This is a genomic window from uncultured Xanthomarina sp. (genome assembly GCF_963971605.1).
Classification (GTDB): domain Bacteria; phylum Bacteroidota; class Bacteroidia; order Flavobacteriales; family Flavobacteriaceae; genus Xanthomarina; species Xanthomarina gelatinilytica.
Genome location: NZ_CAXATZ010000013.1, coordinates 1 through 23,638 on the forward strand (window position 1 = coordinate 1; position 23,638 = coordinate 23,638).

The 23,638-nt window shown below is 37.1% G+C and carries 21 protein-coding genes; 7 read left to right on the forward strand and 14 right to left on the reverse strand.

The window, feature by feature from the left end; translation table 11 throughout:
- The 9 genes from AACY93_RS06695 to mraZ form a co-directional block, all read right to left on the reverse strand.
- On the reverse strand, nucleotides 1–499 hold a 499-nt coding region (locus AACY93_RS06695; protein WP_339611513.1), incomplete at its 3' end, for a glycosyltransferase.
- A 28-nt stretch (nucleotides 500–527) separates the two neighbouring features.
- Nucleotides 528–1,721, reverse strand: coding sequence for an FtsW/RodA/SpoVE family cell cycle protein (locus tag AACY93_RS06700; protein ID WP_007648308.1), 1,194 nt, complete (start codon nucleotides 1,719–1,721; stop codon nucleotides 528–530).
- Nucleotides 1,722–1,774: 53 nt separating this feature from the next.
- Complete coding sequence (gene murD / locus AACY93_RS06705) at nucleotides 1,775–3,112, reverse strand: UDP-N-acetylmuramoyl-L-alanine--D-glutamate ligase (RefSeq protein ID WP_007648306.1); 1,338 nt, start codon at nucleotides 3,110–3,112, stop codon at nucleotides 1,775–1,777.
- Between the two features lie 46 nt (nucleotides 3,113–3,158).
- A complete protein-coding gene (gene mraY, locus AACY93_RS06710) occupies nucleotides 3,159–4,400 on the reverse strand; it encodes a phospho-N-acetylmuramoyl-pentapeptide-transferase (RefSeq protein ID WP_286853656.1) in 1,242 nt (413 codons plus the stop codon).
- A gap of 68 nt (nucleotides 4,401–4,468) precedes the next feature.
- Nucleotides 4,469–5,932, reverse strand: coding sequence for a UDP-N-acetylmuramoyl-L-alanyl-D-glutamate--2,6-diaminopimelate ligase (locus tag AACY93_RS06715; protein WP_286853658.1), 1,464 nt, complete (start codon nucleotides 5,930–5,932; stop codon nucleotides 4,469–4,471).
- Complete coding sequence (locus AACY93_RS06720; RefSeq protein WP_286853884.1) at nucleotides 5,929–7,881, reverse strand: penicillin-binding protein; 1,953 nt, start codon at nucleotides 7,879–7,881, stop codon at nucleotides 5,929–5,931. The genes AACY93_RS06715 and AACY93_RS06720 overlap by 4 nt, the downstream gene beginning before the upstream one ends.
- Before the next feature lie 60 nt (nucleotides 7,882–7,941).
- On the reverse strand, nucleotides 7,942–8,259 hold the full coding sequence (locus AACY93_RS06725; RefSeq protein ID WP_007648299.1) for an FtsL-like putative cell division protein: 318 nt from the start codon (nucleotides 8,257–8,259) through the stop codon (nucleotides 7,942–7,944).
- Nucleotides 8,260–9,156, reverse strand: a complete 897-nt coding sequence (gene rsmH, locus AACY93_RS06730; RefSeq protein WP_286853886.1) for a 16S rRNA (cytosine(1402)-N(4))-methyltransferase RsmH — start codon at nucleotides 9,154–9,156, stop codon at nucleotides 8,260–8,262.
- Nucleotides 9,143–9,613, reverse strand: coding sequence for a division/cell wall cluster transcriptional repressor MraZ (gene mraZ / locus AACY93_RS06735; RefSeq protein ID WP_040491526.1), 471 nt, complete (start codon nucleotides 9,611–9,613; stop codon nucleotides 9,143–9,145). Before mraZ ends, rsmH begins: the two co-directional genes overlap by 14 nt.
- A 294-nt stretch (nucleotides 9,614–9,907) precedes the next feature.
- Here mraZ and AACY93_RS06740 point away from each other — a divergent pair, with 294 nt between their 5' ends.
- Complete coding sequence (locus AACY93_RS06740) at nucleotides 9,908–10,672, forward strand: alpha/beta hydrolase (protein ID WP_007648280.1); 765 nt, start codon at nucleotides 9,908–9,910, stop codon at nucleotides 10,670–10,672.
- A gap of 38 nt (nucleotides 10,673–10,710) precedes the next feature.
- Entirely contained in the window at nucleotides 10,711–11,316 is a 606-nt protein-coding gene (gene yihA, locus AACY93_RS06745) for a ribosome biogenesis GTP-binding protein YihA/YsxC (RefSeq protein ID WP_286853661.1), read from the forward strand.
- A gap of 53 nt (nucleotides 11,317–11,369) precedes the next feature.
- Here the strand turns inward: yihA and AACY93_RS06750 are convergent, their stop codons facing one another.
- Both AACY93_RS06750 and AACY93_RS06755 read right to left on the reverse strand, forming a co-directional pair.
- Entirely contained in the window at nucleotides 11,370–12,467 is a 1,098-nt protein-coding gene (locus AACY93_RS06750) for an ABC transporter permease (protein ID WP_286853663.1), read from the reverse strand.
- Between the two features lie 6 nt (nucleotides 12,468–12,473).
- A complete protein-coding gene (locus tag AACY93_RS06755) occupies nucleotides 12,474–14,588 on the reverse strand; it encodes a carboxy terminal-processing peptidase (protein WP_286853665.1) in 2,115 nt (704 codons plus the stop codon).
- A gap of 223 nt (nucleotides 14,589–14,811) precedes the next feature.
- On the opposite strand from AACY93_RS06755, the gene surE reads away from it, so the two are divergent.
- The 5 genes from surE to AACY93_RS06780 are packed head-to-tail and all read left to right on the forward strand — an operon-like array spanning nucleotide 14,812 to nucleotide 19,605.
- Nucleotides 14,812–15,591 carry a 5'/3'-nucleotidase SurE gene (gene surE / locus AACY93_RS06760; RefSeq protein ID WP_286853667.1) on the forward strand — a complete coding sequence of 260 codons (780 nt, stop codon included), beginning with the start codon at nucleotides 14,812–14,814 and terminating at the stop codon, nucleotides 15,589–15,591.
- A gap of 11 nt (nucleotides 15,592–15,602) precedes the next feature.
- The gene (locus tag AACY93_RS06765) at nucleotides 15,603–15,884 is read left to right on the forward strand and encodes a hypothetical protein (protein WP_286853669.1); all 282 of its coding nucleotides are present in this window, start codon (nucleotides 15,603–15,605) and stop codon (nucleotides 15,882–15,884) included.
- A complete protein-coding gene (lpxB, locus tag AACY93_RS06770) occupies nucleotides 15,885–17,000 on the forward strand; it encodes a lipid-A-disaccharide synthase (protein ID WP_286853671.1) in 1,116 nt (371 codons plus the stop codon).
- Nucleotides 16,984–17,532: a C40 family peptidase gene (locus AACY93_RS06775; RefSeq protein ID WP_286853673.1), complete on the forward strand. Its 549-nt coding sequence runs from the start codon at nucleotides 16,984–16,986 to the stop codon at nucleotides 17,530–17,532. The genes lpxB and AACY93_RS06775 overlap by 17 nt, the downstream gene beginning before the upstream one ends.
- A 21-nt stretch (nucleotides 17,533–17,553) precedes the next feature.
- A complete protein-coding gene (locus tag AACY93_RS06780; protein ID WP_286853675.1) occupies nucleotides 17,554–19,605 on the forward strand; it encodes a ComEC/Rec2 family competence protein in 2,052 nt (683 codons plus the stop codon).
- Here AACY93_RS06780 and AACY93_RS06785 read toward each other — a convergent pair.
- The 3 genes from AACY93_RS06785 to AACY93_RS06795 form a co-directional block, all read right to left on the reverse strand.
- On the reverse strand, nucleotides 19,602–20,147 hold the full coding sequence (locus tag AACY93_RS06785; RefSeq protein ID WP_007648251.1) for a thioredoxin fold domain-containing protein: 546 nt from the start codon (nucleotides 20,145–20,147) through the stop codon (nucleotides 19,602–19,604). The genes AACY93_RS06780 and AACY93_RS06785 overlap by 4 nt on opposite strands.
- 118 nt (nucleotides 20,148–20,265) lie before the next feature.
- A complete protein-coding gene (locus AACY93_RS06790) occupies nucleotides 20,266–22,050 on the reverse strand; it encodes a peptide MFS transporter (protein WP_007648250.1) in 1,785 nt (594 codons plus the stop codon).
- A 27-nt stretch (nucleotides 22,051–22,077) separates the two neighbouring features.
- Nucleotides 22,078–23,616, reverse strand: coding sequence for an oligopeptide:H+ symporter (locus AACY93_RS06795; protein WP_286853680.1), 1,539 nt, complete (start codon nucleotides 23,614–23,616; stop codon nucleotides 22,078–22,080).
- Nucleotides 23,617–23,638: the final 22 nt, after the last annotated feature.

The window sequence follows — 23,638 nt, forward strand, 5'->3', positions numbered from 1 at the left end:
CAGTTTTAATGATTTTCTCCTTAGGGAAAAAGCGATCCAAACCATCATAAGCCACACAAATCTTATTGGCTTTTTTGGACAATAATTTATTAGTGATTCCTGGATAGGAATTTTGCTCTTGAATTAAACTTGGAATCCCTTTGGAAGTGGCCACTTGCAATAAAGGCCCACTGGCAAAACCACCTGTTCCTATAACCACATCTGGTTTAAATTTGTTAATGATTTTTCGCGCTTTAATCAAACTACTTATTAATTTAAAAGGGAAACTTAAGTTCTTTAAGGTGAATTCCCTTTGAATTCCAGAAATCCAAAGCCCCTCAATATCATAACCTGCTTGAGGCACTTTGTCCATTTCCATTCTGTCTTTAGCTCCTACAAACAAAAATTGAGCCTCAGGAAAACGTTGCTTCAATTCATTGGCAATGGCAATGGCAGGATAAATGTGGCCTCCTGTACCTCCTCCCGACAATATGATTCTATATGTTTCTTTAGTTGACACTAATTTTCTTGACTTTAAAATTTATTACTTATATGGCTTCCGAAAGAATTTCCAACGGATTGTCTTCCTTATCTTCTTGTTCTTTTATTTCCTCCCGTTTGGCACTCACACTCAATATAATCCCCAATGCCAAACAAGTCATCCAAATCGAGGTTCCACCACTGCTTATTAATGGCAAGGTCTGTCCTGTAACCGGAAACAACTCCACTGCAACTGCCATATTTATCAAGGCTTGAAATACAATGGGCAAACCCACACCAAGCACCAATAATTTTCCAAAAATGGTATCTGCCTTTTGCGACACTATCACTATTCTAAACAACAACCATAAATAGAATACCATTAAGGTAAGCCCTCCTAACAGGCCGTATTCTTCAACAATAATGGCATAAATAAAATCGGAGGAGGATTGTGGCAGAAAATTCTTCTGAATACTTTTTCCAGGACCAACCCCTTGGATCCCTCCAGTAGCTATGGCTATTTTCGCTTTTTCTATTTGGTAATCCGCTTCGGTATCACCATCGTCAGAAAAACTTTCAATTCTACTCATCCATGTATCAACCCTATTTGGCATAGCATCTGGAAATGCCTTTGCAATAAGCACAAAAAACGTTAATGCCAAAATACCTGTACCAACTATAACAGCTAAATACTTTACAGGATAACCTCCTAAAAACACCAACATCAACACCATAACAAACATAATGGCTGCTGTGGAAAAATTTGCAGGTAAAATAAGTATCAATACCAAGAAAACGGGAACCCAAAGTGGTAAAATGGATTCTTTAAAAGTGATCTCTGTATCTTTTATTTTAGACATGTACCTAGCCACAAACACCATTAAAACCACAAAAGCAAAAGTGGATGTTTGGAAAGACATATTAACCAACGGGATTTGAATCCACCTACTGGCATTGGCTCCTTCTATGGTTGTACCTTGCAACATGGTAATAACCAATAGAACCAAAACAACAGGAATCAACACAATGGATAAGCCCCTAAAATATCTGTAAGGTATTTTATGGACGCCATACATAATGGTAAACCCTAAAAACAGGTGCATTAAATGCTTTAAAAAGAAAGCAAATGTATTTCCACTGTCTCCTACATAAGCTAAATTACTTGCAGCACTATACACAGGAAGAAATGAGAAAATTGCCAACAAAGCAGCAATCGCCCATATCAATCGGTCTCCTTTTATGTTTTTAAATACTGTTTTCATGTTATCGATTCCAGACCTTAAGCCACCTCTTTGTCAACAATTGGTATTTGGGTTTATAAATTCCTTACAGCTTCTTTAAACTGTCTTCCTCTATCTTCATAGTTTTCAAACAAATCAAAACTGGCACAAGCTGGAGACAGCAGAACATTATCACCTGATTCGGCCAACTTATAGGCTATTTTTACAGCCTCGCTCATAGACTGGGTTTCAATTATAACATCAACCATAGAGCTAAAGTTTTCCATCAGCTTTTGGTTGTCTACACCAAGACAAATAATAGCCTTTACTTTTTCATTTACAAACGGAAAGAGTTCTTGATAGTTGTTGCCTTTGTCCTGTCCTCCAACTATCCATACAGTTGGGGCATCCATACTTTCCAAAGCATAATACGTGGCATTGACATTGGTTGCTTTTGAGTCGTTTATATACTGAACCTTGTTAATTTTCAACACATTTTCCAATCTGTGCTCCACGCCATGAAAATTCTCCAAACTCTCTCTAATGGTTTGTTTTCTAATTCGTAATAAATGAGCTACTGTTGAAGCAGCCATGGCATTTTTAATGTTGTGCTTCCCTTCTAATGCTAGGTCCTTTGTTGACATGTCTATTGAGTTGTTATCTATTGTTATTATAATTTTATCGTTTTCTAAATACGCGCCATTTTTATTTTTTTTTACTAATGAAAATGGCAATAATGTGGATTGAACGGGATGCTTCTCCAACCAATCCACAATTACTGGGTCATCTGCATCAAAAATGAGATAATCTGCTTTTGTTTGGTTTTCGGCAATTCTAAACTTTGAAGTGATATAATTTTCAAACTCATAATTATATCTGTCCAAATGGTCTGGGGTAATATTTGTAATTATTGCTATATGAGGCTTAAACCCTACAATATCGTCCAACTGAAAACTACTGATCTCCAACACATAGTTTGGGTAATTTTTTTCCAGTATTTGCTTGGCAAAACTATCTCCTATATTTCCGGCCAAGCCTACCTCCAATTCTTGTTTAAGAATATGGTGTGTTAACGATGCTGTGGTTGTTTTTCCATTGCTTCCTGTAATACCTACTAGGGTCGCCTGGGTGAATTTGGCAGCAAATTCTATTTCTGAAACAATTGGAACCCCTTGTTCCCGAAGCTGTTTTACCAAAGGCACTCTTTCTGGAATCCCAGGGCTTTTCATAACCAAATTGGCATTTAGAATTTTGGATTCCGTATGGGTTTCTTCTTCCCATTCAATCTCATGATGTATAAGAACGTCTTTATACTTTTCTTTAATTTTATTCTTATCTGAAACAAAAACTTCAAAGCCTTTTGCCTTTCCTAAAAGGGCTGTTCCCACGCCACTTTCCCCTCCTCCCAATATGACTAATCTTTGTTTTGCCATTCTATGTTTTTTTTGAAATGCTTCAACTGTTTAAGCAAGACAAAATTTATCTGATTTTTAAAGTCACAATTGAAATAATTGCCAACAAGATTCCAACAATCCAAAACCTGGTAACTATTTTACTTTCGTGATATCCTGATTTTTGATAATGATGGTGTAAAGGTGACATTTTAAAAATGCGTCTTCCTTCACCATATTTTTTCTTTGTGTATTTAAACCAGCTTACCTGCAAAACCACAGATAAATTCTCTGCCAAGAAAATGCCACATAACACTGGAATAAGCCATTCTTTCCTAACAGCTATGGCAATAACAGCAATGATCCCTCCTATGGTTAAGCTTCCTGTATCTCCCATAAATACTTGGGCTGGATAAGCATTGTACCATAAAAATCCAACCAATGCACCTACAAAAGCCGCTATATAAATGGTGATTTCCTCTACTCTTGGGATGTACATGATATTTAGGTAATCTGAAAAAATAATATTTCCCGAAACCCAAGCAAAAATACCCAAGGTTAAAACTATAATAGCCGAAGTGCCTGCTGCCAAACCATCGATACCATCAGTTAAATTGGCACCATTGGAAACGGCTGTGATAATGAAAATAACAATGGGAATAAAAATAATCCAAGCATATTTGGCCCACGCTGGATTTACCCAAGAAATTATTTCGGCGTAATCAAACTCATTGGACTTTACAAAGGGAATGGTTGTTTTGGTTGATCGCTCTTCATTTTGAAACAACTTGGACGACTCCACCTTTGCGTTTTCAGCCAGAATTTCCTGTTGCTGCGCTATAGGCAGTTTTTCTTTTATAGTAACTTCTGGGTGAAAATAGAGTGTTGCCCCTACAATAACACCAAGTCCTACCTGTCCCAAAACCTTAAACCTTCCTTTTAACCCTTCTTTATCTTTTTTAAATTTCTTGATATAATCATCTATAAACCCAATGGTTCCCATCCAGAGCGTAGTAACTATTAAAAGAATCACATAAATATTCTCCAATTTAGCCAACAACAAAACCGGAATAAGCGTTGCAAGGATAATAATAACACCTCCCATGGTTGGTGTTCCAGCTTTCTCTACCTGTCCTTCCAACCCAAGATCCCTTATGGTTTCCCCTACCTGTTGCTTTTGTAAATACTTAATAATACGCTTTCCGAATATGGTAGAAATAAGCAATGATAGAATAACAGCAAAAGCAGCTCTAAAAGTTATAAAACCAAAGAGAGATGCTCCAGGAATCTGAAACTGTGTTTCTAAATATTCGAATAGGTAATACAGCATATATTTATTTCATTTTTTAAGCCCTTTTGCCAACCTGCTCGACTACAGGCGCTCTAGGTAACCCTTGGTTATTTTTCCAGTTGTTTTAAAAATTCCTTTACTATTTTAAAATCGTCAAAATCAAATCTTTCCCCTTTAATTTCCTGATAGGTTTCATGACCCTTTCCTGCAATTAAGATAATGTCGTTGGGATTTGCCATCTGACAGGCTGTTTTAATGGCCTGTTTCCTATCGGCTATGGACAGGACTTTCTTGAAATTTTGTGGTTCTATCCCTTTTTCAATATCTTCCATGATGCTTTCGGGGGCTTCGTTTCTTGGATTATCGCTGGTTATAATCACTTTGCTGCTCAATGCCGAAGCAATATGTCCCATTTTAGGACGTTTGGTTTTGTCCCTGTTGCCTCCACACCCAAAAACGGTAATCAATTCTTCGTTTTTGGTTCGGATACTGTTTATGGTTTCCAAAACATTTTTTAAGGCATCTGGTGTGTGGGCATAATCTACTATGGCCGTTATTTTGTTATCTGAAATTAGATATTGAAACCTCCCAGCCACACTCTCCAATTCACTGATCATTCTTAGAGTTTCCACTTTCTCCAAACCTAATAATTCGGCAGTAGCATAAATGGCCAACACATTATAGGCATTGAAATTTCCAATAAGTCTGGTCCAAACTTCACTCTCATTTATTTTTAGCAACAAACCATTTAATTGGTTCTCTAAAATTTGAGCCCTGTAATCGGCATAGCCTTTTAAGGCATAAGTATATTTCTTTGCTTTGGTATTTTGAAGCATGATCAAGCCATTCTTGTCATCCATGTTTACCAAAGCAAAAGCTGTTGCCGGCAATTGGTCAAAAAAAGTTTTTTTAACATCTCTATACTCAGCAAACGTATCGTGATAATCCAAGTGATCATGAGACAAATTGGTGAAAATACCTCCTTGAAAATGTAAGCCTTCGGTTCTGTGTTGGTGAATACCATGAGAACTCACTTCCATAAAACAATAAGCCACACCCTTATCATTCATCTCTTTTAAATATTTATTTATGGTCAAGGAATCTGGTGTGGTATGGGTTGCTTTGTATGCTTTGTTATCAACCATAATTCTTACAGTTGAGAGTAAACCCACTTTAAAACCGGCCTTTTTAAACAGCTGATATAACAATGAAGCTATAGTTGTTTTACCATTGGTTCCTGTTACACCAACAAGCTTTAAGTTTTCAGAAGGATTTTGATAAAAATTTGAGGCCATAATGGCTAAAGCTTTTGATGAGCTTTCCACCTGAACATACGTAATCCCTTGCTTGATATTCTCTGGCAAGGTTTCACAAACAATGGCAATGGCTCCTTGCTCTATAGCAATATCTATAAACTCATGACCATTGGAAACAGTGCCTTTAATTGCAACAAACACATCGTGTTCTGAAATGTTTCTGGAATCAAAATCCATGTGTTTAACAGACAGGTTTGTACTCCCTACAACAGCGTTGAGGGTAACTTTATACAATATGTCTTTTAAAATCATCATGAGGCTTCTATTACTACTGTTTGGTTTTTCTTGATTTTCAATCCTTTAGCCAAAGATTGGGATTTTACGATGCCAACACCTTGAAATTTAACTTTAAGCCCCATATTCTCTAATAGAGCCAAAGCATCCATTAATGGCAAACCAACCACATTCGGCATAATGGTTTTATAGGTTTGTGCCGTTTTGTAATAACTATCAAACTCCTTTTCTACAGCAACATGCTTAACTTCCAATGTTTCAACTTCATCAATAATAGGAGTATCTGTAAATATTTTTTGAGCAATACGTTTAAAAACCGGCCCAGATACATCTGCTCCATAATAGCCTTTTTCTATACTAGGTTTATGTATAATCACTATACAGGAATATTTTGGGTTTTCAGCTGGAAAATACCCAGCAAAAGAAGACACATATCTTTTATTGTCATCCCAATCGTCCATCCAATACTCTGTTTGAGCCGTTCCAGTTTTACCCGCCATAGAAAAGTATGGCGTGTATAAAGATTTTCCTGTACCACGAACCACAACGTTCTTGAGCATCTCCTGCATTTCCTTTATGGTTTTATCGGAACAAATTTTATTGTTGATAACTGTTTTATCAAAGGTCTCTATTTGTTTGTTCAGCTCCCTAACCTCTTTAATAAAGGTTGGTTTTACCATCACACCATTATTGGCAATGGCATTATAAAATGTGAGTGTTTGCAAAGGTGTTAACTTTAAATTGTATCCATAAGACATGGAAGGCAAAGCATTTTTGCTCCATTTTGAATGTCCAGGTTCGTAAATCACAGGCTTTCCTTCTCCTAAAATTGGCAAGCCTAGAGGCTTATCTAAATTCCAACTTTTTAAACGGTTGAGAAATTTTTCAGGGTTTTTGGAATAGGCTTCATCTATAATGGTTGCCAATCCTATATTTGATGACACTTCCAAAGCTCTTGCTGCAGAAATTTTTCCATAACCTCCATGTTTGGAATCTCTAATTTTCCTTCCGTAAAAAGTTTTCACACCTTGTTTGGTATCTACAACTGTAGATGTGTCCACAAGCTTATCTTCCATAGCTGCCATTAAAGCCATGACCTTAAATGTGGAGCCTGGCTCATGCGATTCACCCACTGCATAATTTAATTTCTCGTAATACGAACCGTTTTTGGTTCTTCCCAAATTTGAAATAGCACGTATTTCACCTGTTGCCACTTCCATAACAACCACACAACCATGTTCTGCTTCGTAGTGCTCCAATTGCTGCAATAGCGCATTATGCGCAATATCCTGAATGTTAACACTAATGGTTGTATACAAGTCATACCCATCTTTTGGTTCTACTTGATTATAATCCGCAATAGGTTTCCATTGTCCATTGCCAATTTTTTGTTTCAACCTTAAACCATCGGTTCCACGTAAATACTTTACACCATAAGCACCATCAATACCTGGCCTGGTTACATTGCCATTTTCATCAAAACGCTCGTAACCTATGGTCCTTTCGGCAACGCCACCCATAGGATGCTCTCTTTTGGTTGTTTGCTCAACAATCAAACCTCCTTTATAAGCTCCCAAATTCAATAATGGGAAATTTCTTATTCGTATGTAATCGGAATATCCAATATCCCTCGCCAATAAGTAGTATCTGTTTCTGTTTGCTCTAGCTTTCCTAATTTCTTTTTGGTAATAGGATGATGGCTTTCCTGAAAATTTGGACAAGGAGTCCGCCAATGGTTTTAAATTTTCTTCAAATACTTTTGCTTTTGAAGTCACAGCATCTATCCTAATATCGTATTTAGGGACAGAAGTAGCCAGTAAATTCCCATTAACCGAATACACATTGCCTCTATTGGCAGGAATCACCACGTTTTTAATGGTGCGTTCTTCTGCCAACTCCCGGTATTTGTCCCCTTGAATAAATTGAATGCTCAAAAGTTTAAACACAACTGCCAGAGCGAAGATGAACATACATCCTGCTATAAAATACAATCGGTTTAATATGTTCTTCTCTTTTACTGCCAAGTCGAACTAATTTTGGGATTTAACTTTAATTTTGGTTGGTGGAATCTCTGAAATGGACAAGCCTTTTTCTTTCATCTTTAATTCTACAACCGACTCTTTTTTGAGTTCCATGAGTTTTTTTCTGCCATCCACAAATGCCGATCGCAATTCTTTTGCTTCATTATTCAATCTGGCTATTTTATGGACTTTTTTATCTGCACTATGTGAGCTGGCTATCATAACGAATGCTAGTGACGAAATAAAAAGGATCATTCTCCAGTTTTTAAACGCATCGTCATTAACCAAAAAGGTTCCTTTTAAAATATTTGACACACTTTTTCTCATCTATAACTTTTCAGCCACTCTTAGTTTTGCACTTCTAGCTCTATTGTTTATTTTAATTTCTTCTTTACTTGGAACTATTAATCCTCCAACTTTTTTTAAAGGCACTTCAAAATGCCCAAATACATCTCTTTCTGGCTCTCCTTCAAACAAGCCATTTCTTATAAAGCGTTTTACCAATCTATCTTCCAAAGAGTGATAGGAAATGACGCTCAACCTACCTCCTGGTTTCAGCAAATCCGGTGTTTGCAACAAAAGCTCTTTCAAAGCTTCAATTTCTTGGTTGACCTCTATCCGAATGGCTTGATATATTTGAGCCAACACTTTATTTTCGTGTTTAGGTGGCAAAAATTTCTTTAACACCCTTTTTAATTGTTCACTTGTTTTAATAGGTTCAACAGCTCTACTGGCCACAATTAAACTTGCCATGGCTGGCGCTGCTCTCAATTCACCATATTGCAACAACACGTTTTTAAGCTGTTCTTCATCATATTCATTGACTACATGATAAGCCGAAAGACTGCTGCTTTGATTCATGCGCATATCCAAATCGGCTTCAAATCTGGTAGAAAACCCTCTTTCTGCCACATCAAATTGATGGGATGAAACACCAAAATCTGCCAAAATACCATCCACTTCTTTCACACCATAAAACCTTAAAAACCGTTTGATGTACCTGAAATTTTCATGGATCAAGGTAAACCTGTCATCGTGAATTGTATTTTCAAGCGCATCAGCATCCTGATCAAAAGCAAATAATTTCCCTTTAGTTCCTAATCGTTTCAAGATCTCCTTACTGTGTCCTCCTCCTCCAAAAGTCACATCCACATAAACACCATCTTCCCGGATATTTAAACCATCTACGGTTTCTTTCAATAATACTGGATTATGATAGTCCATGCGCTTCATCATCTTGTCCCATAACTTCCTCAGCCAGATCTGCAAAATCTACAGTAGCATCGTCTATGGCCTGTTCATACTTATCTTTATCCCAAATTTCCACAATGTTCACAGCAGCCGAAAGCACAATCTCTTTGGAGATATCAGCAAAAACAACCAAATCCTTTGGTATCAACAAACGCCCCGTAGCATCAATTTCCACGACTTTAACACCAGCCGTAAAACGCCTAATAAAATCGTTGTTCTTTTTCTTGAACCGGTTAAGCTTATTAATTCGCTGCATCAAAGCCTCCCACTCTTCCATGGGATACAATTCCAAACAAGGTTGAAAAACTGCTCGCTTTAAAACAAACCCATTTTGCAATACAGGAGACAACTGCTTTTTAAGCGCAGCAGGAAGCATCAGTCTGCCTTTTGCATCTACTTTACATTCGTATGTTCCTATTAATGAGTTCAAAGGGGTTCGTTCTCGATTTTGTGTTTAAGTTTCAAATATATCGAAAAATATACCACATTTTACCACATTTTACCACTTTGTTGATAAATTTTCGATTAACAGCATGTTTATTTCGTTATTTCAGAAGCTTCATAAATGTTAAAAGCTCTTTTTCAGAAGGTTACAAAATGGATGTATTTTTAAAGACATCTTGTTAATATCTCTTTAACAAGGCGCACTAAGGAGATGTAATTATTATGAAAATAATATGAATGATTTAACTATATTTGTTTCAATGTTAAGATTAACGAATTAATGGCGCATCGACTAAAAAAAGAAAAAGATTACAGATATATTGAAGTTGGCGAAGGAACACCCATAATTGTGCTCCACGGATTAATGGGTGGATTGAGTAATTTCGAGTCGGTTACAAAATACTTTAGCACCAAGGGTTATAAAGTTGTAATTCCTGAATTACCAATCTATACGATGTCCTTATTAAAAACCAACGTTAAGAGTTTTGCTAAATATTTACACGATTTTATTGAGTTTAAAGGATTTGACGAAGTCATTTTGTTAGGAAACTCTTTAGGTGGACACATAGGTTTATATCATACAAAATTATATCCTAAAAAAGTAAAAGCCTTGGTTATTACTGGCAGTTCTGGACTATATGAAAGTGCCATGGGTGGAGGTTATACCAAACGTAGTGATTACGAGGTGATAAAGAAAAAGGCACAAGACGTATTTTACGATCCTGAAATTGCCACCAAAGAAATAGTTGATGAAGTTTATGAAACTGTAAACGACAGAAACAAACTTATTAAAACATTGGCCATTGCCAAGAGTGCCATTAGACACAACATGGCAAAAGATTTGCCCAACATGACCACTCCAACTTGTATTATTTGGGGGAAAAACGACACAGTGACACCTCCTGAAGTTGCTGAAGAATTTAATGAACTCTTACCAGACTCCGAACTGTTTTGGATAGACAAATGTGGCCATGCTGCCATGATGGAACATCCAGATGAGTTTAATGAGATTTTAAATAACTGGTTAACCAAAAAAGGGTTTTAAACCCTTTAAAAACACATTCCTTTTTAGGGAAATGATCTATGGAAATAAAATCGGCTGAATTTGTAATGAGCAATTCCGATGTTTCTAAATGCCCAAAAAACACCATTCCGGAATATGCATTTATTGGCAGAAGCAACGTGGGAAAATCGTCTCTTATAAACATGCTAACCAATAGGAAAAGTTTGGCAAAAACTTCTGGAAGACCAGGAAAAACACAGCTTATCAATCATTTTATTATCAATAAAAATTGGTATTTGGTAGACCTGCCTGGTTATGGTTATGCCAAGGTTTCCAAAAGCGCAAAAAAAACGTTCCAAAAATTCATAACCCAATATTTTAGCTTGAGAGAGCAGTTGGTTTCTGCCTTTGTATTGGTGGATATTAGGCACAAACCCCAACCCATAGATTTGGAATTTATGCAGTGGCTGGGAGAAAATGGCATTCCTTTTTCCATTATTTTTACCAAAGCCGATAAGCTTAAACCCAAAGCCATTGAAAAGCACGTAGCCGATTATATAGCCATCATGCTGGAAGCTTGGGAAGAAATGCCTGACTATTTTATTACTTCATCCTCAAAGGACATTGGCAAAGAAGCCGTTTTGGAATACATACACTCACTTAATAAAAACATGCGATTAGACTAAACCGATTTGCTGCTGCAAAACGGGAAACTTTATCATAGCTTTAGCAAAAAAACTTAGGCGCTTTTTACATCTAAAGCATCTCTTAAAGCATTGCCTATAAGCATGAAAGCCATAACCAAACTCATGATGCAAAAACCTGGAATTAACGCCAAATAGGGCTTTCCTAAAATAATATAATTGTAATGGTCTTTAATCATGGCTCCCCAACTAGCCATGGGTGGTTGTGCGCCAATGCCCAAAAAACTCAAGCCACTTTCAATTAAAATGGCAGCCGCAAAATTTGCTGCTGAAATAACAATCACAGGAGCCATGATGTTTGGCAAAATATGTTTGGTTATTATCCTAAAATCGTTAAATCCCAAAGCTCTGGCGGCAGTTACGTACTGCATTTCTTTTACACTTATAATTTGCCCACGTACCACTCGGGCTACTTCAACCCACATGGTTAAACCTACGGCAATAAACACTTGCCAAAAGCCTTTGCCTAAAGCTAAGGTAATGGCAATAACCAAAAGTAAGGTTGGTATGGACCAGGTTACATTAATAATCCACATGATGAAAGCATCTATTTTCCCACCAAAATAGCCTGCCACACTTCCCATAAAAATACCAATAACCAATGAAATAAAGACTGCTACAAAACCTATAAAGAAAGAAATTCTTGCCCCAACAAGAATACGACTTAACAAATCGCGTCCATATTTGTCTGTACCAAAAATAAAAGTTTGCTCTTTAATAAATGTGGCTTCGTTAAAGTTTGGGTGATTGCTTAAATCCAATTCTTTTTCGGCTCCTTCAAGACCATCGGAAGCATATTCTGTATATAACAATTTGTTGCCTGTTATTCGATATGCCGATATTGGAATTTCGGAGGCTGGATTTTTTTTACCAAAAAACAGCCTATCAATAACAGATTGGTCTTGAGCGATACTGGAAGGGATGCTGAGCATCTGTACCTTAAAGCCAGGTTTTTTGGAATGTATGGACAAATGCATCTGGTTGGCATGCTGCGAATTGTCTGGAGCTAAAACATAGGCAAACACAGAAACAAAACCTACCAAAACAATAAACCAAAAGCTAAAAACGCCCCAAAAATCCTGTTTGAATTTTTGGAGCGCTAAAGTACTTAATGAGCCTGTAATTTCACTCATTGATTATTAATCTTTAACATTGGCTACCTTTTTGATAGCATAAGACATTTTTAAGTCTTCCAATACGTTAATAGCTTCTTCCACATACACATCCTGACTTAAACTTTTATGCCAACGGTCTCTTTTTTCTTTAAGGATGGTATCGGTTTTAAACAGTTCTTTTTCATAAGGCAGGGATTCAAAGGTTAGATTACTTTGATATTCGGAAATTTTATCAAAACGCTTGGCTTCTTCTTCATTTAACTCTAATTGCGCCTTATATTTTTTATAGTTTAAGGAATGAATGTTTTCGTCCATTCTGGTTTTGATCCACTTGGCATTTTCACCTATTAGCTTTAGTTGCTCATTCGCATTCATACGCTGGGTACTGTTCTCTATGGTTTCATTGTAGTCAAAATATCCATCCCAAAAGGTATAATCCACAGAATCGATTTTATCCCAAGGTAATGGGTTTTTTTGGTCTTTTTCACCTACATCTATAAAACTATATCTATCTAAAACAACCACATCACTTTTAACCCCTTCAAGTTGGGTTGAACCTCCATTGATTCTGTAGAATTTTTGGGTGGTTAATTTTAAAGCACCTAAATCGCCATTTTTATTATTTCTAACCATGTTGTTTAAATCCAAAAAGTTTTGAACGGTTCCTTTACCATAGGTTTGCTTGCTACCTATCACAATGGCACGTTTGTAATCTTGCATGGCTGCTGCTAAAATCTCAGATGCTGAAGCAGACAACTCATTCACCATAATTACCAAAGGACCATCCCAAACAATGGATTTATCCTTGTCTTTTAACACTTCTTTTGGCTCTCCAGTTGCCCTAACTTGTACTATGGGTCCTTCTTTAATAAACATACCTGCAATATCCACTACCACAGGAAGCGACCCTCCTCCATTATTCCTTAAATCCAAAACAAGACCTTCCATGCCTTCAGCTTTTAAGCGCTCTATTTCCTGCTTAATATCTGAAGCAGCATTTCTGCTTTTGTAATCTTCAAAATCCACATAAAATTTTGGGAGATTGATAACCCCAAAACGTCTGTTGTTTTTTTCTACTATGGAAGACTTGGCATAGGTTTCCTCAATTTCAACCACATCTCTGGTGATACTGATATCTTCAATGGTACCATCAACCTTTTTTACGGTTAGGATAACAGTGGTGCCTTTGGGCCCTTTTATAAGTTTAATGGCATCGTCTAGACGCATACCCACAATGTTTACCGGCTCTTCTTCATCTTCTTGACGAACCTTCATGATAATATCGCCTACCTCCAGCTCGTTCCCTCTCCATGCTGGACCTCCGGAAATAAGCTCAACAATTTTGGTGTTATCCATACGCTTGGACAATCGGGCTCCAATCCCTTCCAGTTTTCCGGACATTTGCTGATTGAAATTCTCCTTATCTTCGGGGGCAAAATAGTTTGTATGAGGATCAAATTCCTCTACAATGGCATTGATATACATAGAAAACCAGTCCTGTCTGTCCAGGTCGTCTATATAATCGTTATAGTATAAATCGATGGATTTTAGGGTTTCTGCCCGAGCTTCAGCTTCAATTTCTGTGAGTGTTTTCTTTTCTTCGCTGGTTTCTTGTGCAGACATTAAATCGTCGTAATTTACCAGATTAGAAAATTTAAGCTGTTGTCTCCAACGCTCTTTCATTTGCTTTTTGTTCTTTACATAACCAATATTTTCGTAATCGGAATTAAATTCTTCGTCTATGGAATAATCAAATGGCGTGTCCAAAACTTCCTTGTAAATGGCTTTAGACTCCTCGATACGTTGCACCAAACGGTCGTGGGTTAAATTGAAAAACGAAATGTCGTATTCTTTTAACTGATCGTCCAATTGGAATTTAAAGGCTTCAAATTCTTCAATATCCGATTTATAGAAATACCTTTTTAAAGGATCCAGTTGGTCCAAATAATCTGCAAATACCTCTGCAGAAAAATCATCGTTTATCTCTTTTGGATCAAAGTGTCCTCGTTGTAAGACATAAGTAATGACCTGTATCAGTAATTTATCTTTATCTGGATCTTCAAACGTTTTTGTAGTAAAACTACAAGAAGCAAATGCCAATAAAAGCACTAACACCAAAATCTTATAATTCCTTTTCATAAATCTTATCATATTAATTTAATAATCACTTTTTAGGATTGAAATTTGTGGGCAATTTAAAACCTAATCGATTAAACCTTCCCAAAAGTGTCTTTTTATTTTACTAATTTAAAGAAAAAACTATGCCAATAAAGACAATTGGTACTAATTTTTTGTTAAACCAGAAAAATTCATGTCTTCCGTAGGAATTTATGTATTTTAGCACTGTTAATTTATAGTTGGAATGACAGAAAAACCTCTAATTTTAGTGACCAATGATGACGGAATAACAGCTCCAGGAATTCGAGCTCTAATAGAAGTCATGAAAGAACTTGGAGATGTGGTAGTGGTAGCTCCAGACAGCCCACAAAGTGGTATGGGACATGCCATTACCATTAATTCCATGTTGCACTTGGAACGTGTTTATATAGATGAAGGAAACCAGGAAGAATACAGTTGTTCCGGCACACCAGCCGATTGTGTGAAACTGGCTGTAAGGGAAATACTAAAAAGAAAACCCGATTTATGCGTTTCTGGCATAAACCATGGCTCCAATTCGTCTATAAACGTAATCTATTCAGGCACCATGAGCGCAGCCTTGGAAGCCGGAATTGAAGGCATTCCTGCCATTGGGTTTTCGCTTTTGGATTATAACTACAATGCCAATTTTGAAGTTGCCAAAAAATACGCAAAAACCATAGCCAAAAATGCTTTGGAAAACGGCATTCCAGAACAGGTGGTTTTAAATGTCAATTTTCCCAATTTACCTGAAAAAGATATGAAAGGCATCAAGGTTTGCAGACAAGCCAGAGCCAATTGGGAAGAGGAATTCGATAAGAGACAGTCGCCACAAGGCAAAGATTATTATTGGCTAACTGGAAAATTTGTAAATTTAGACCATGGTGACGATACAGATGAATGGGCCTTGGAAAACGGCTATATTTCTGTAGTTCCTGTACAATTTGATTTAACGGCACATCATGCCATTACAACTTTAAACACTTGGGATTTTAATAAAACTTAACACTTGCTTGTATGAAAAAGGAATTGCTTATTGGTGTTGTCGTTGGGCTTATTGCCAATGTGATAGGACTTTATTTTGCCACTAGTTTCTTTGGGAATGGCGAAGATGTTGTTTCGGTCCTAAAAGCGGCTTCTTCTGAAGGCTTTTTGGGCAAACTCATCAGTTTGGGAGCCATATTAAACCTTCTGGCGTTTTTTGTCTTTATTAAAAAAAGACAGGATTATAGGGCAAGAGGCGTACTTTTAATTACAATTATTATTGCTGTTTCAACGTTTGTCTTTAAATTTATCTAGATGAAATACTATATTATTGCTGGAGAAGCTTCTGGAGACCTACATGGCTCAAACCTAATGAAAGCATTGCTTAAAGAAGATGTCAATGCCCAGTTTAGGTTTTGGGGAGGCGACTTAATGGAAGCCACTAGCGATACCTTAGTAAAACATTATAGGGATTTGGCTTTTATGGGCTTTGCCGAAGTGCTCATGAACCTGAGAACCATATTTAAAAACCTGTCTTTTTGCAAAAAAGATATTGAAGCTTTTAACCCAGATGTAATTGTTTTTATTGACTACCCAGGGTTTAACTTAAGAATAGCCAAATGGGCAAAACAAAAAGGCTTTAAAACACATTACTATATCTCCCCTCAAATTTGGGCCTGGAAAGAAAACCGAATCAAAGCCATAAAAAGAGATGTGGATGAAATGTATGTGATACTTCCTTTTGAAAAAGATTTTTACGAAAAAAAACATAACTACCCAGTTCATTTTGTGGGACACCCAACCATAGACGCCATAGCAAACAGGCATCAAGTGGACGAGTATGCCTTTCGGGCTGACTACGAGTTAAACGAAAAACCCATCATTGCCGTTTTACCTGGAAGCAGAAAACAGGAAATTAAAAAAATGCTATCGGTGATGCTTTCTTTGGTAAACCAATACCCCAATTACCAATTTGTTATTGCTGGCGCTCCAAGTCAGGATTACAGTTTTTACCAGCCTTTTATTAAAAATGCCAACGTGGGTTTTATTTCCAACAAGACCTACGATTTACTCTCTGTCTCTACAGCTGCTTTGGTTACTTCTGGAACTGCCACTCTAGAGACAGCTTTATTTAAAGTGCCTCAAGTTGTGTGTTATAAAGGCAATTGGATATCCTATCAAATTGGGAAACGCGTAATCAATCTTGAGTATATTTCTTTGGTGAATTTAATCATGGATAAAAAAGTGGTTACGGAATTGATCCAGGACAACTTTAACACCAAATCCTTAAAAAGGGAACTGGACCTCATTCTAGACCCTTACGAGCGTACAAAGTTTTTTATTGATTATTACGAACTTGAGAAGAAACTTGGAGGAAAGGGAGCTAGCCAAAAAACAGCGAAACTAATTTACAATGCCATTAAAAATTAACATGCGAAAAACAGTCTTTTTATTGTGTCTTCTATTAAGCTTATCGGCTTGCAAGTCGTCCAAAAAAACAGCAGCTTCAAGCAAAAAAACAACTAGAACAACAGCGGTTGCCAAAAAACCCAATAACCACGTAAGTCCTGCCTCAAAAGCCAGCATAGAAAACATTATTAAAACAGCCGAAAAATACAATGGAGTGCGCTACAAATATGGTGGATCCTCTAAAAAAGGCATGGATTGTTCTGGCCTGATAACCACAGCCTATAGCAGCGAAAACATCTTGCTGCCCAGAACCACTGGAGCTTTGGCAACTACCGGAAACTGGGTAGATGTCAAAGAAGTTCAAAAAGGCGATTTACTGTTTTTTGCAACCCAAAAAAACAGCCGAAACATCAACCATGTTGGCCTGGTTACCGAAGCCAGGTCTGGTTATGTGGAATTTATTCATTCCACCACAAGCAGTGGTGTGATTACTTCTAGATTATCTGAAAAATATTGGTATTTTGCTTTCGTACAAGCACGTAGAATATTATAAGTTTTTTAGTATCTTACTTATGTGAAACTACTTGACTTTGTTATTGTTAAGCTAACCTTTTGTTTGGTTTTAGGAATTCTATTGGCTCAGGTTACAGATATTTCCTTAACCGGTTCTGTAATAATTACGGCCATACTTATAGTATTCCTTAGCATAGCCTATGTCCTTTCCAAGCCTTTGTTCACCAGAAATATCTGGTTTGGAACCATAGCCTTTTTAACCATGGTCTCCCTAGGTGTTAATATTGAAAAGTTACACGACCAGAAACTCCATAAAAACCACTATACAGCTTACAGTAACCATTTAAACGAAACCCCTTCCTTAATAAAGCTTAAAGTTTCAAACCTTTTAAAATCCAACACTTACAACGACAGATATGTTGTGAAACTCTTAAAAATCGATAGTATTTCAGTTAACGGATTGGCATTGCTAAATTTGAAAAAAGACTCCTTGTCCAGTGCGTTTGAAGTTGATGATGTCCTGTTTGTAAAAACAGCTTTACTTCCCATTAAAAGCCCTTTAAATCCGGGGCAATTCAATTACAAATCGTTTTTGGAAAACAAATACATCTATTCGCAAATGTATGGCACTTACCAAGAAACATTTGTTGCAAGCAAGGAAAAGCACACACTGTTTGGCTATGCCAATGCCTTAAGGGCACATATTAACCAAGAGCTTAAAAAATATCCGTTTAAACCAAATGAACGCGCCATAATCAACGCCCTTTTATTGGGTCAGCGAAATGATATTTCCAAAGAAATCTACGAAGACTACAAAAACTCTGGAGCCGTTCACATCCTTGCTGTTTCCGGTTTACATGTAGGCATCATTCTATTGTTTTTAAATATGCTGTTCAAGCCAGTGGGGTTGCTCAAGCATGGACGCGTATATAAAATCATCCTGATTATCTTATGCCTATGGGGATTTGCAGTCATTACAGGTCTTTCTGCCTCTGTTACCAGGGCAGCACTAATGTTTAGCCTGGTCGCAATTTCCTTAAATTACAAAAGACCTACCAACACATTGAATATTTTAGCTTGTTCGGCATTTATCATTTTACTTTTTAAGCCCAACATACTGTTTGATGTAGGGTTTCAGTTAAGTTATTTGGCTGTGATTGCCATTGTAACCATCTATCCCTTACTGTATAGCTTTTGGCAGCCCAAATATTGGGTAGTGGATAAGTTATGGCAAGCTTTTATCGTATCCATCGCTGCACAGTTTGGTGTCTTGCCTATAAGTTTATTTTATTTTCATCAAATCCCAGGGCTGTTTTTTCTCTCAAACGTTATTGTCATTCCTTTTCTAGGGGTTATTTTGGCTTATGGCATTGCTGTAATTGTCCTGGCCTTATGCAACATATTACCCAATTTTGTGGCTCTGTTCTATGGAAAGATAATTGGATGGATGAACCAGTTTTTTAGATGGATTTCCCAACAAGAAGCGTTCCTGTTTAAGGACATAGCATGCAACCTGCTTCAAGTATTGACCAGTTATGCCATCATTGTAAGCATATACCATGTTTACAAACATAAAGACTATAAAAATATACGCATGCTTTTGGTGGCTATAATATTGTTTCAATCTGCAAGCCTGTACACTAAATATCAAACAAAAACCGATTCCAAATGGATGGTGTTCCATAAAAGCCAATCTTCCATTCTTGGCTTTCAAGAAAACGGCATCCTGCAAGTACATCATTCGCTGGATAGCACAAAACTGTTAAACGAAACCATGCTTGTAAATTATGCAACGAACCATCATATTTCAGAGATTAAGCAAGAGGACATTCTGCCCCTTTACCGACTAAACAAGAAGCTCCTTTTAATTATAGACAGCCTTGGTGTGTACCAAGTTTCCAGCTTTAAACCAGAACTCGTCTTACTACGCGATTCCCCTAAAATCAATCTGGTTCGGCTTATTGATAGTTTGAGTCCGAAACTGATAATTGCAGATGGCAGCAACTACAAATCCTATGTCATGCGATGGGAAGCGACCTGTAAAAACAAAAAAGTCCCTTTTCATCATACATATAAAAAGGGAGCTTTTGTAGTAAATTTAAAAGGGGATTAATTTGAGAATTCCGGTTTAAAAGCACTGTAATAAGCAGAAAAATCCTCTTGTGTTTTCATGTTTACATGCGCATCGTTTTTAAACAACTTCAAATATAGTTCCAGCTGTTGTGGCGTTTTATACCCAATAACTGGGCTTAAAAACTCGGCCTGCTCATCCAAAAACAAAATGGTTGGATAAGACCTGACACTAAAATAGGTCGATAATTGGTGTTGCGAATTACGTCTGTTGGCATTGGCAGGATTATAACCCGGATTTGTAAAGGTGTTACCCTTAAAATTAATGGTCTCGTTGCCTTCGGCATTAAATTTCACGGCATAATAATGCTTGTTTACGTAGTCTGCCACATCTTTGTTTTTAAAAGTGTTTTTATCCAACATTTTGCATGGTCCACACCAGTTGGTATAGGCATCAATCATTATTTTTTTTGGGTTTTTCTTTTGAAGCGCTACAGCTTCTTCTAAAGTGACCCAGTTAATTTCTTGAGCAGATATATTAACAACAAATAATAAAATGGCAAATACAGATAGTAATTTTTTCATAATAATGTATAATTTCAAACTTAGTAAATAAGTTCTGTAGGTTTCAAAAACTGTTCCTAAAATATAAAAAACACTCCAATTCAGGAGTGTTTTCTATAAATTTTAACGCTTTATTCGATTAACGTACGTTATGCATCAATCGTTTTAATAACGGGTTTAATATAATGGAGATAATTCCAACACCTATAGGGATTAAGGTAAAAATTAAAAAGAAAGTCCCTAAGGAATATTGTTCTGAAATTTTATCTATCATGCCTCCCATGGTACCCGCTGCTTTTTGTCCAACGGCAATGGCCAAATACCAAACCCCAAACATAAATCCAATCATTCTGGCAGGTACCAACTTACTTAAATACGATAAGCCTACTGGGGAAATACATAACTCGCCCATGGTGTGCAACAAATAAGCCAATATTAAAAAGATGATACTAACCGAAGCTGTTTTGGCTCCTGAAGGTATCTCTGAAGCTCCATATGATAAGATGGCAAAACCTAAACCTAACAAAATTAAACCTAAACCGTATTTCATGGCAGCGCTTGGATTGTATTTGCTTTCCCACCAACGGGAAAACAAAGGTGCCAAGGTAATAATAAAGAACGAGTTTAAAATACCAAACCAAGTGGCTTCAATCTCGTTCCCTTCTTGAGAGAACTTGTCCATCAACCTAAATATAACCAAGAACCACAAACCAGCAAAGGCCAGAGCCAAAATGACATTGGACAAACCTATTCTGGAAAACGTTTTTTTGGCCAACAACCAAAGTACCCAAGTAATGATCATTAAGGGAACGGTTGTCAACAAAGCATCAACCACTTTAAATATCATGGCCGAACTTCCTACCAAGGTCCTATCTGTGTAATCTCTGGCAAAAAGCGTCATGGAGCCTAAAGATTGCTCAAAAAACGCAAAGAAAAATACGGTAAACACCCCAAAGATAGACACGGCTATAATACGGTCCCTAACAATTGGTAAATACCTGGCAATTCTTGTTACAAGCAAGATTAGGAATAATGCCAAGGCACAAAGCACCACAAAATTGGAACCGCTTAAATTACCTACTGTAAATGGCACCAAACTGGAGCCATCAATTTTTTCCAAGGGATCGTTAAACAGATAAATCAAACCTCCAAGGGAAGATAACACCACTAAAATTTTATCGAACATGGTAAAAGGGTTCAACTTTTCATCTGCATCTGGCTCTTCTTGTTCTTTAGGTGCTTCTTCATTGATATTCTGAGGGATTTCAACCACATGTTTTATGGATGGTTTGCCACCTACGTTTCCAAACAAATCTTTAGCCAACCAAAACTGAAGCATCCCCAATAACATGAAGATTCCTGCCAAACCAAAGCCCCAAGACCAACCGTAGTTTTCAGCCAGATAACCACATAACATCATTCCAAAAAAAGCACCTGCATTTACTCCCATATAGAAAATGGTATAAGCACCATCTTTTTTGGATTCCTTGCCTTTATACATTTCAGAAATAATAGAGGTAATATTGGGCTTAAAGAAACCGGTTCCCACTACCAACAAGGCCAAACCTATGTAAAAGCTTGTGGTGGTCTCAAAAGCCATGGAAGCGTGCCCTAAGGTCATGATCAAACAACCTATAACCACAGCCACACGATATCCTGTAATTTTATCGGCAACCCAACCTCCTATTATTGGAGTTAAGTAAAGTAAGGAGGCATAAGTACCTATTAAAGCCAAAGCATGTTCCCTTGGCCATTCCCATCCTGGATTATCACTTAAAATTGGAGCTGTTAAAAACAATACCAATAATATACGCATCCCATAAAACGAGAAACGTTCCCACATTTCGGTAAAAAACAGTACAAACAGTCCGGCTGGATGGCCTATTACCTTGTCTTTAAATAGATTTTCAACATCTGTATTCATATATAATAAATTTAGTTAGTTCTTTTTTTAGTGGACATTGCCCATTAATTTTTTCATTAATGGCGAAAAGATCAATACCACAAGTCCTGCCCCAAGAGCATACTTGGCAATTAAGCCAAACCCGTCTGTATATATTGCCAATGTTTGTAAACCACCAACATTTACGTCTGTACTTTCAACGGCTAGTTGTTTGGAAATAAAACCTACAATTTGAAAAGCATAGGCCGATGACAAAAACCAAATCCCCATCATAAAGGCAACAATTCTTTGTGGCGACAAATCGGTTATTTTAGAGAGCCCTACTGGAGACATAAACAATTCTCCAATGGAAATAACCACATACATGATAAACAGGTAAGCAAATGGAACCATACCGTTCTCGTCTGCACTTCCTCCACTTAAGGATAGAATATAAAAACTCAAACCAGCCAGTAACAAGCCCAAACCAAATTTATAAGGGGTTCTAGGGTTTAAATTCTTTTTGGACAAATAGGCCCAAAGCAACGAAATTGGGATGGAAAGCACAATGATAACCAAAGAGTTTAACGAGTTGGTTTGACTGGCATTCATAATACCCTCTAAAGCCACATTTCTGTCGGCAAACAAGGTTATAACACTTCCGGACAATTCATGGAAACCCCAAAACAAGGTCATGAAAAAGGTTATTAAAACGGCCATGATTAATTTTTTTCGCTCATCTGGTTTGGATTTAATAATCACATAGGTCATAAAAATCAAAACGCCAACACCTATGAGCTTAAAAAGCAAATTCACCACGTTCTGATCCCCTAAAAAGGTATCTCCTCCACCAATATCCTTATAACTTGCCAACATAAGTGCAACCACAGGAGCTGCTAAAAAGGCAACAATGGGAACAAATGTTTTTTGTGGAATACCCAATATTTTCTTTTCATATATTTCCTTATTGGGAGGCATTCCCCTGTCTCCAAACACATTCTTTTTTATACCACTCCAAAAGAATAGGAGACCTGTTAACATCCCAATTCCAGCAAGTCCAAATCCATAGTGCCAACCATAGGTTTCACCAAGCCAACCACAAAGCAATGGTGCAGCAAAACCTCCAATATTGATTCCCATGTAAAAGATGGTAAACCCAGAATCTTTTCGTCTATCCCCATCTTTATACAAAGACCCTACAAAGGTGGAAATATTAGGCTTAAAGAAACCGTTTCCTACCACTATAAATGCCAAGGCCAAAAAGAAGGCCACATCATTCTCAATGGCAAGAACAAAATGTCCCAAAGCCATTAAAACACCTCCAAGGAAAATGGAGCTTCGCATCCCTAATATCTTATCGGAAATACGACCTCCAATAACTGTGGACGCATAAACCAAGGAACCATAAGAAGCATATACTGCTGCAGCTGCTGTGTCTCGTTCTGCCAATGCCTGGAAAATTTCATTAACCATGTATAGCATTAACAAAGCTCGCATCCCATAGAAACTAAAACGTTCCCATAGTTCAGCAAAAAACAAATAAAATAATCCCTTAGGATGTCCGAATAATTCTGGTTCTCCCTGTTCTGTTAAAATTGATTTTGACATATAGTGTTTAGTTAGTTCGTTA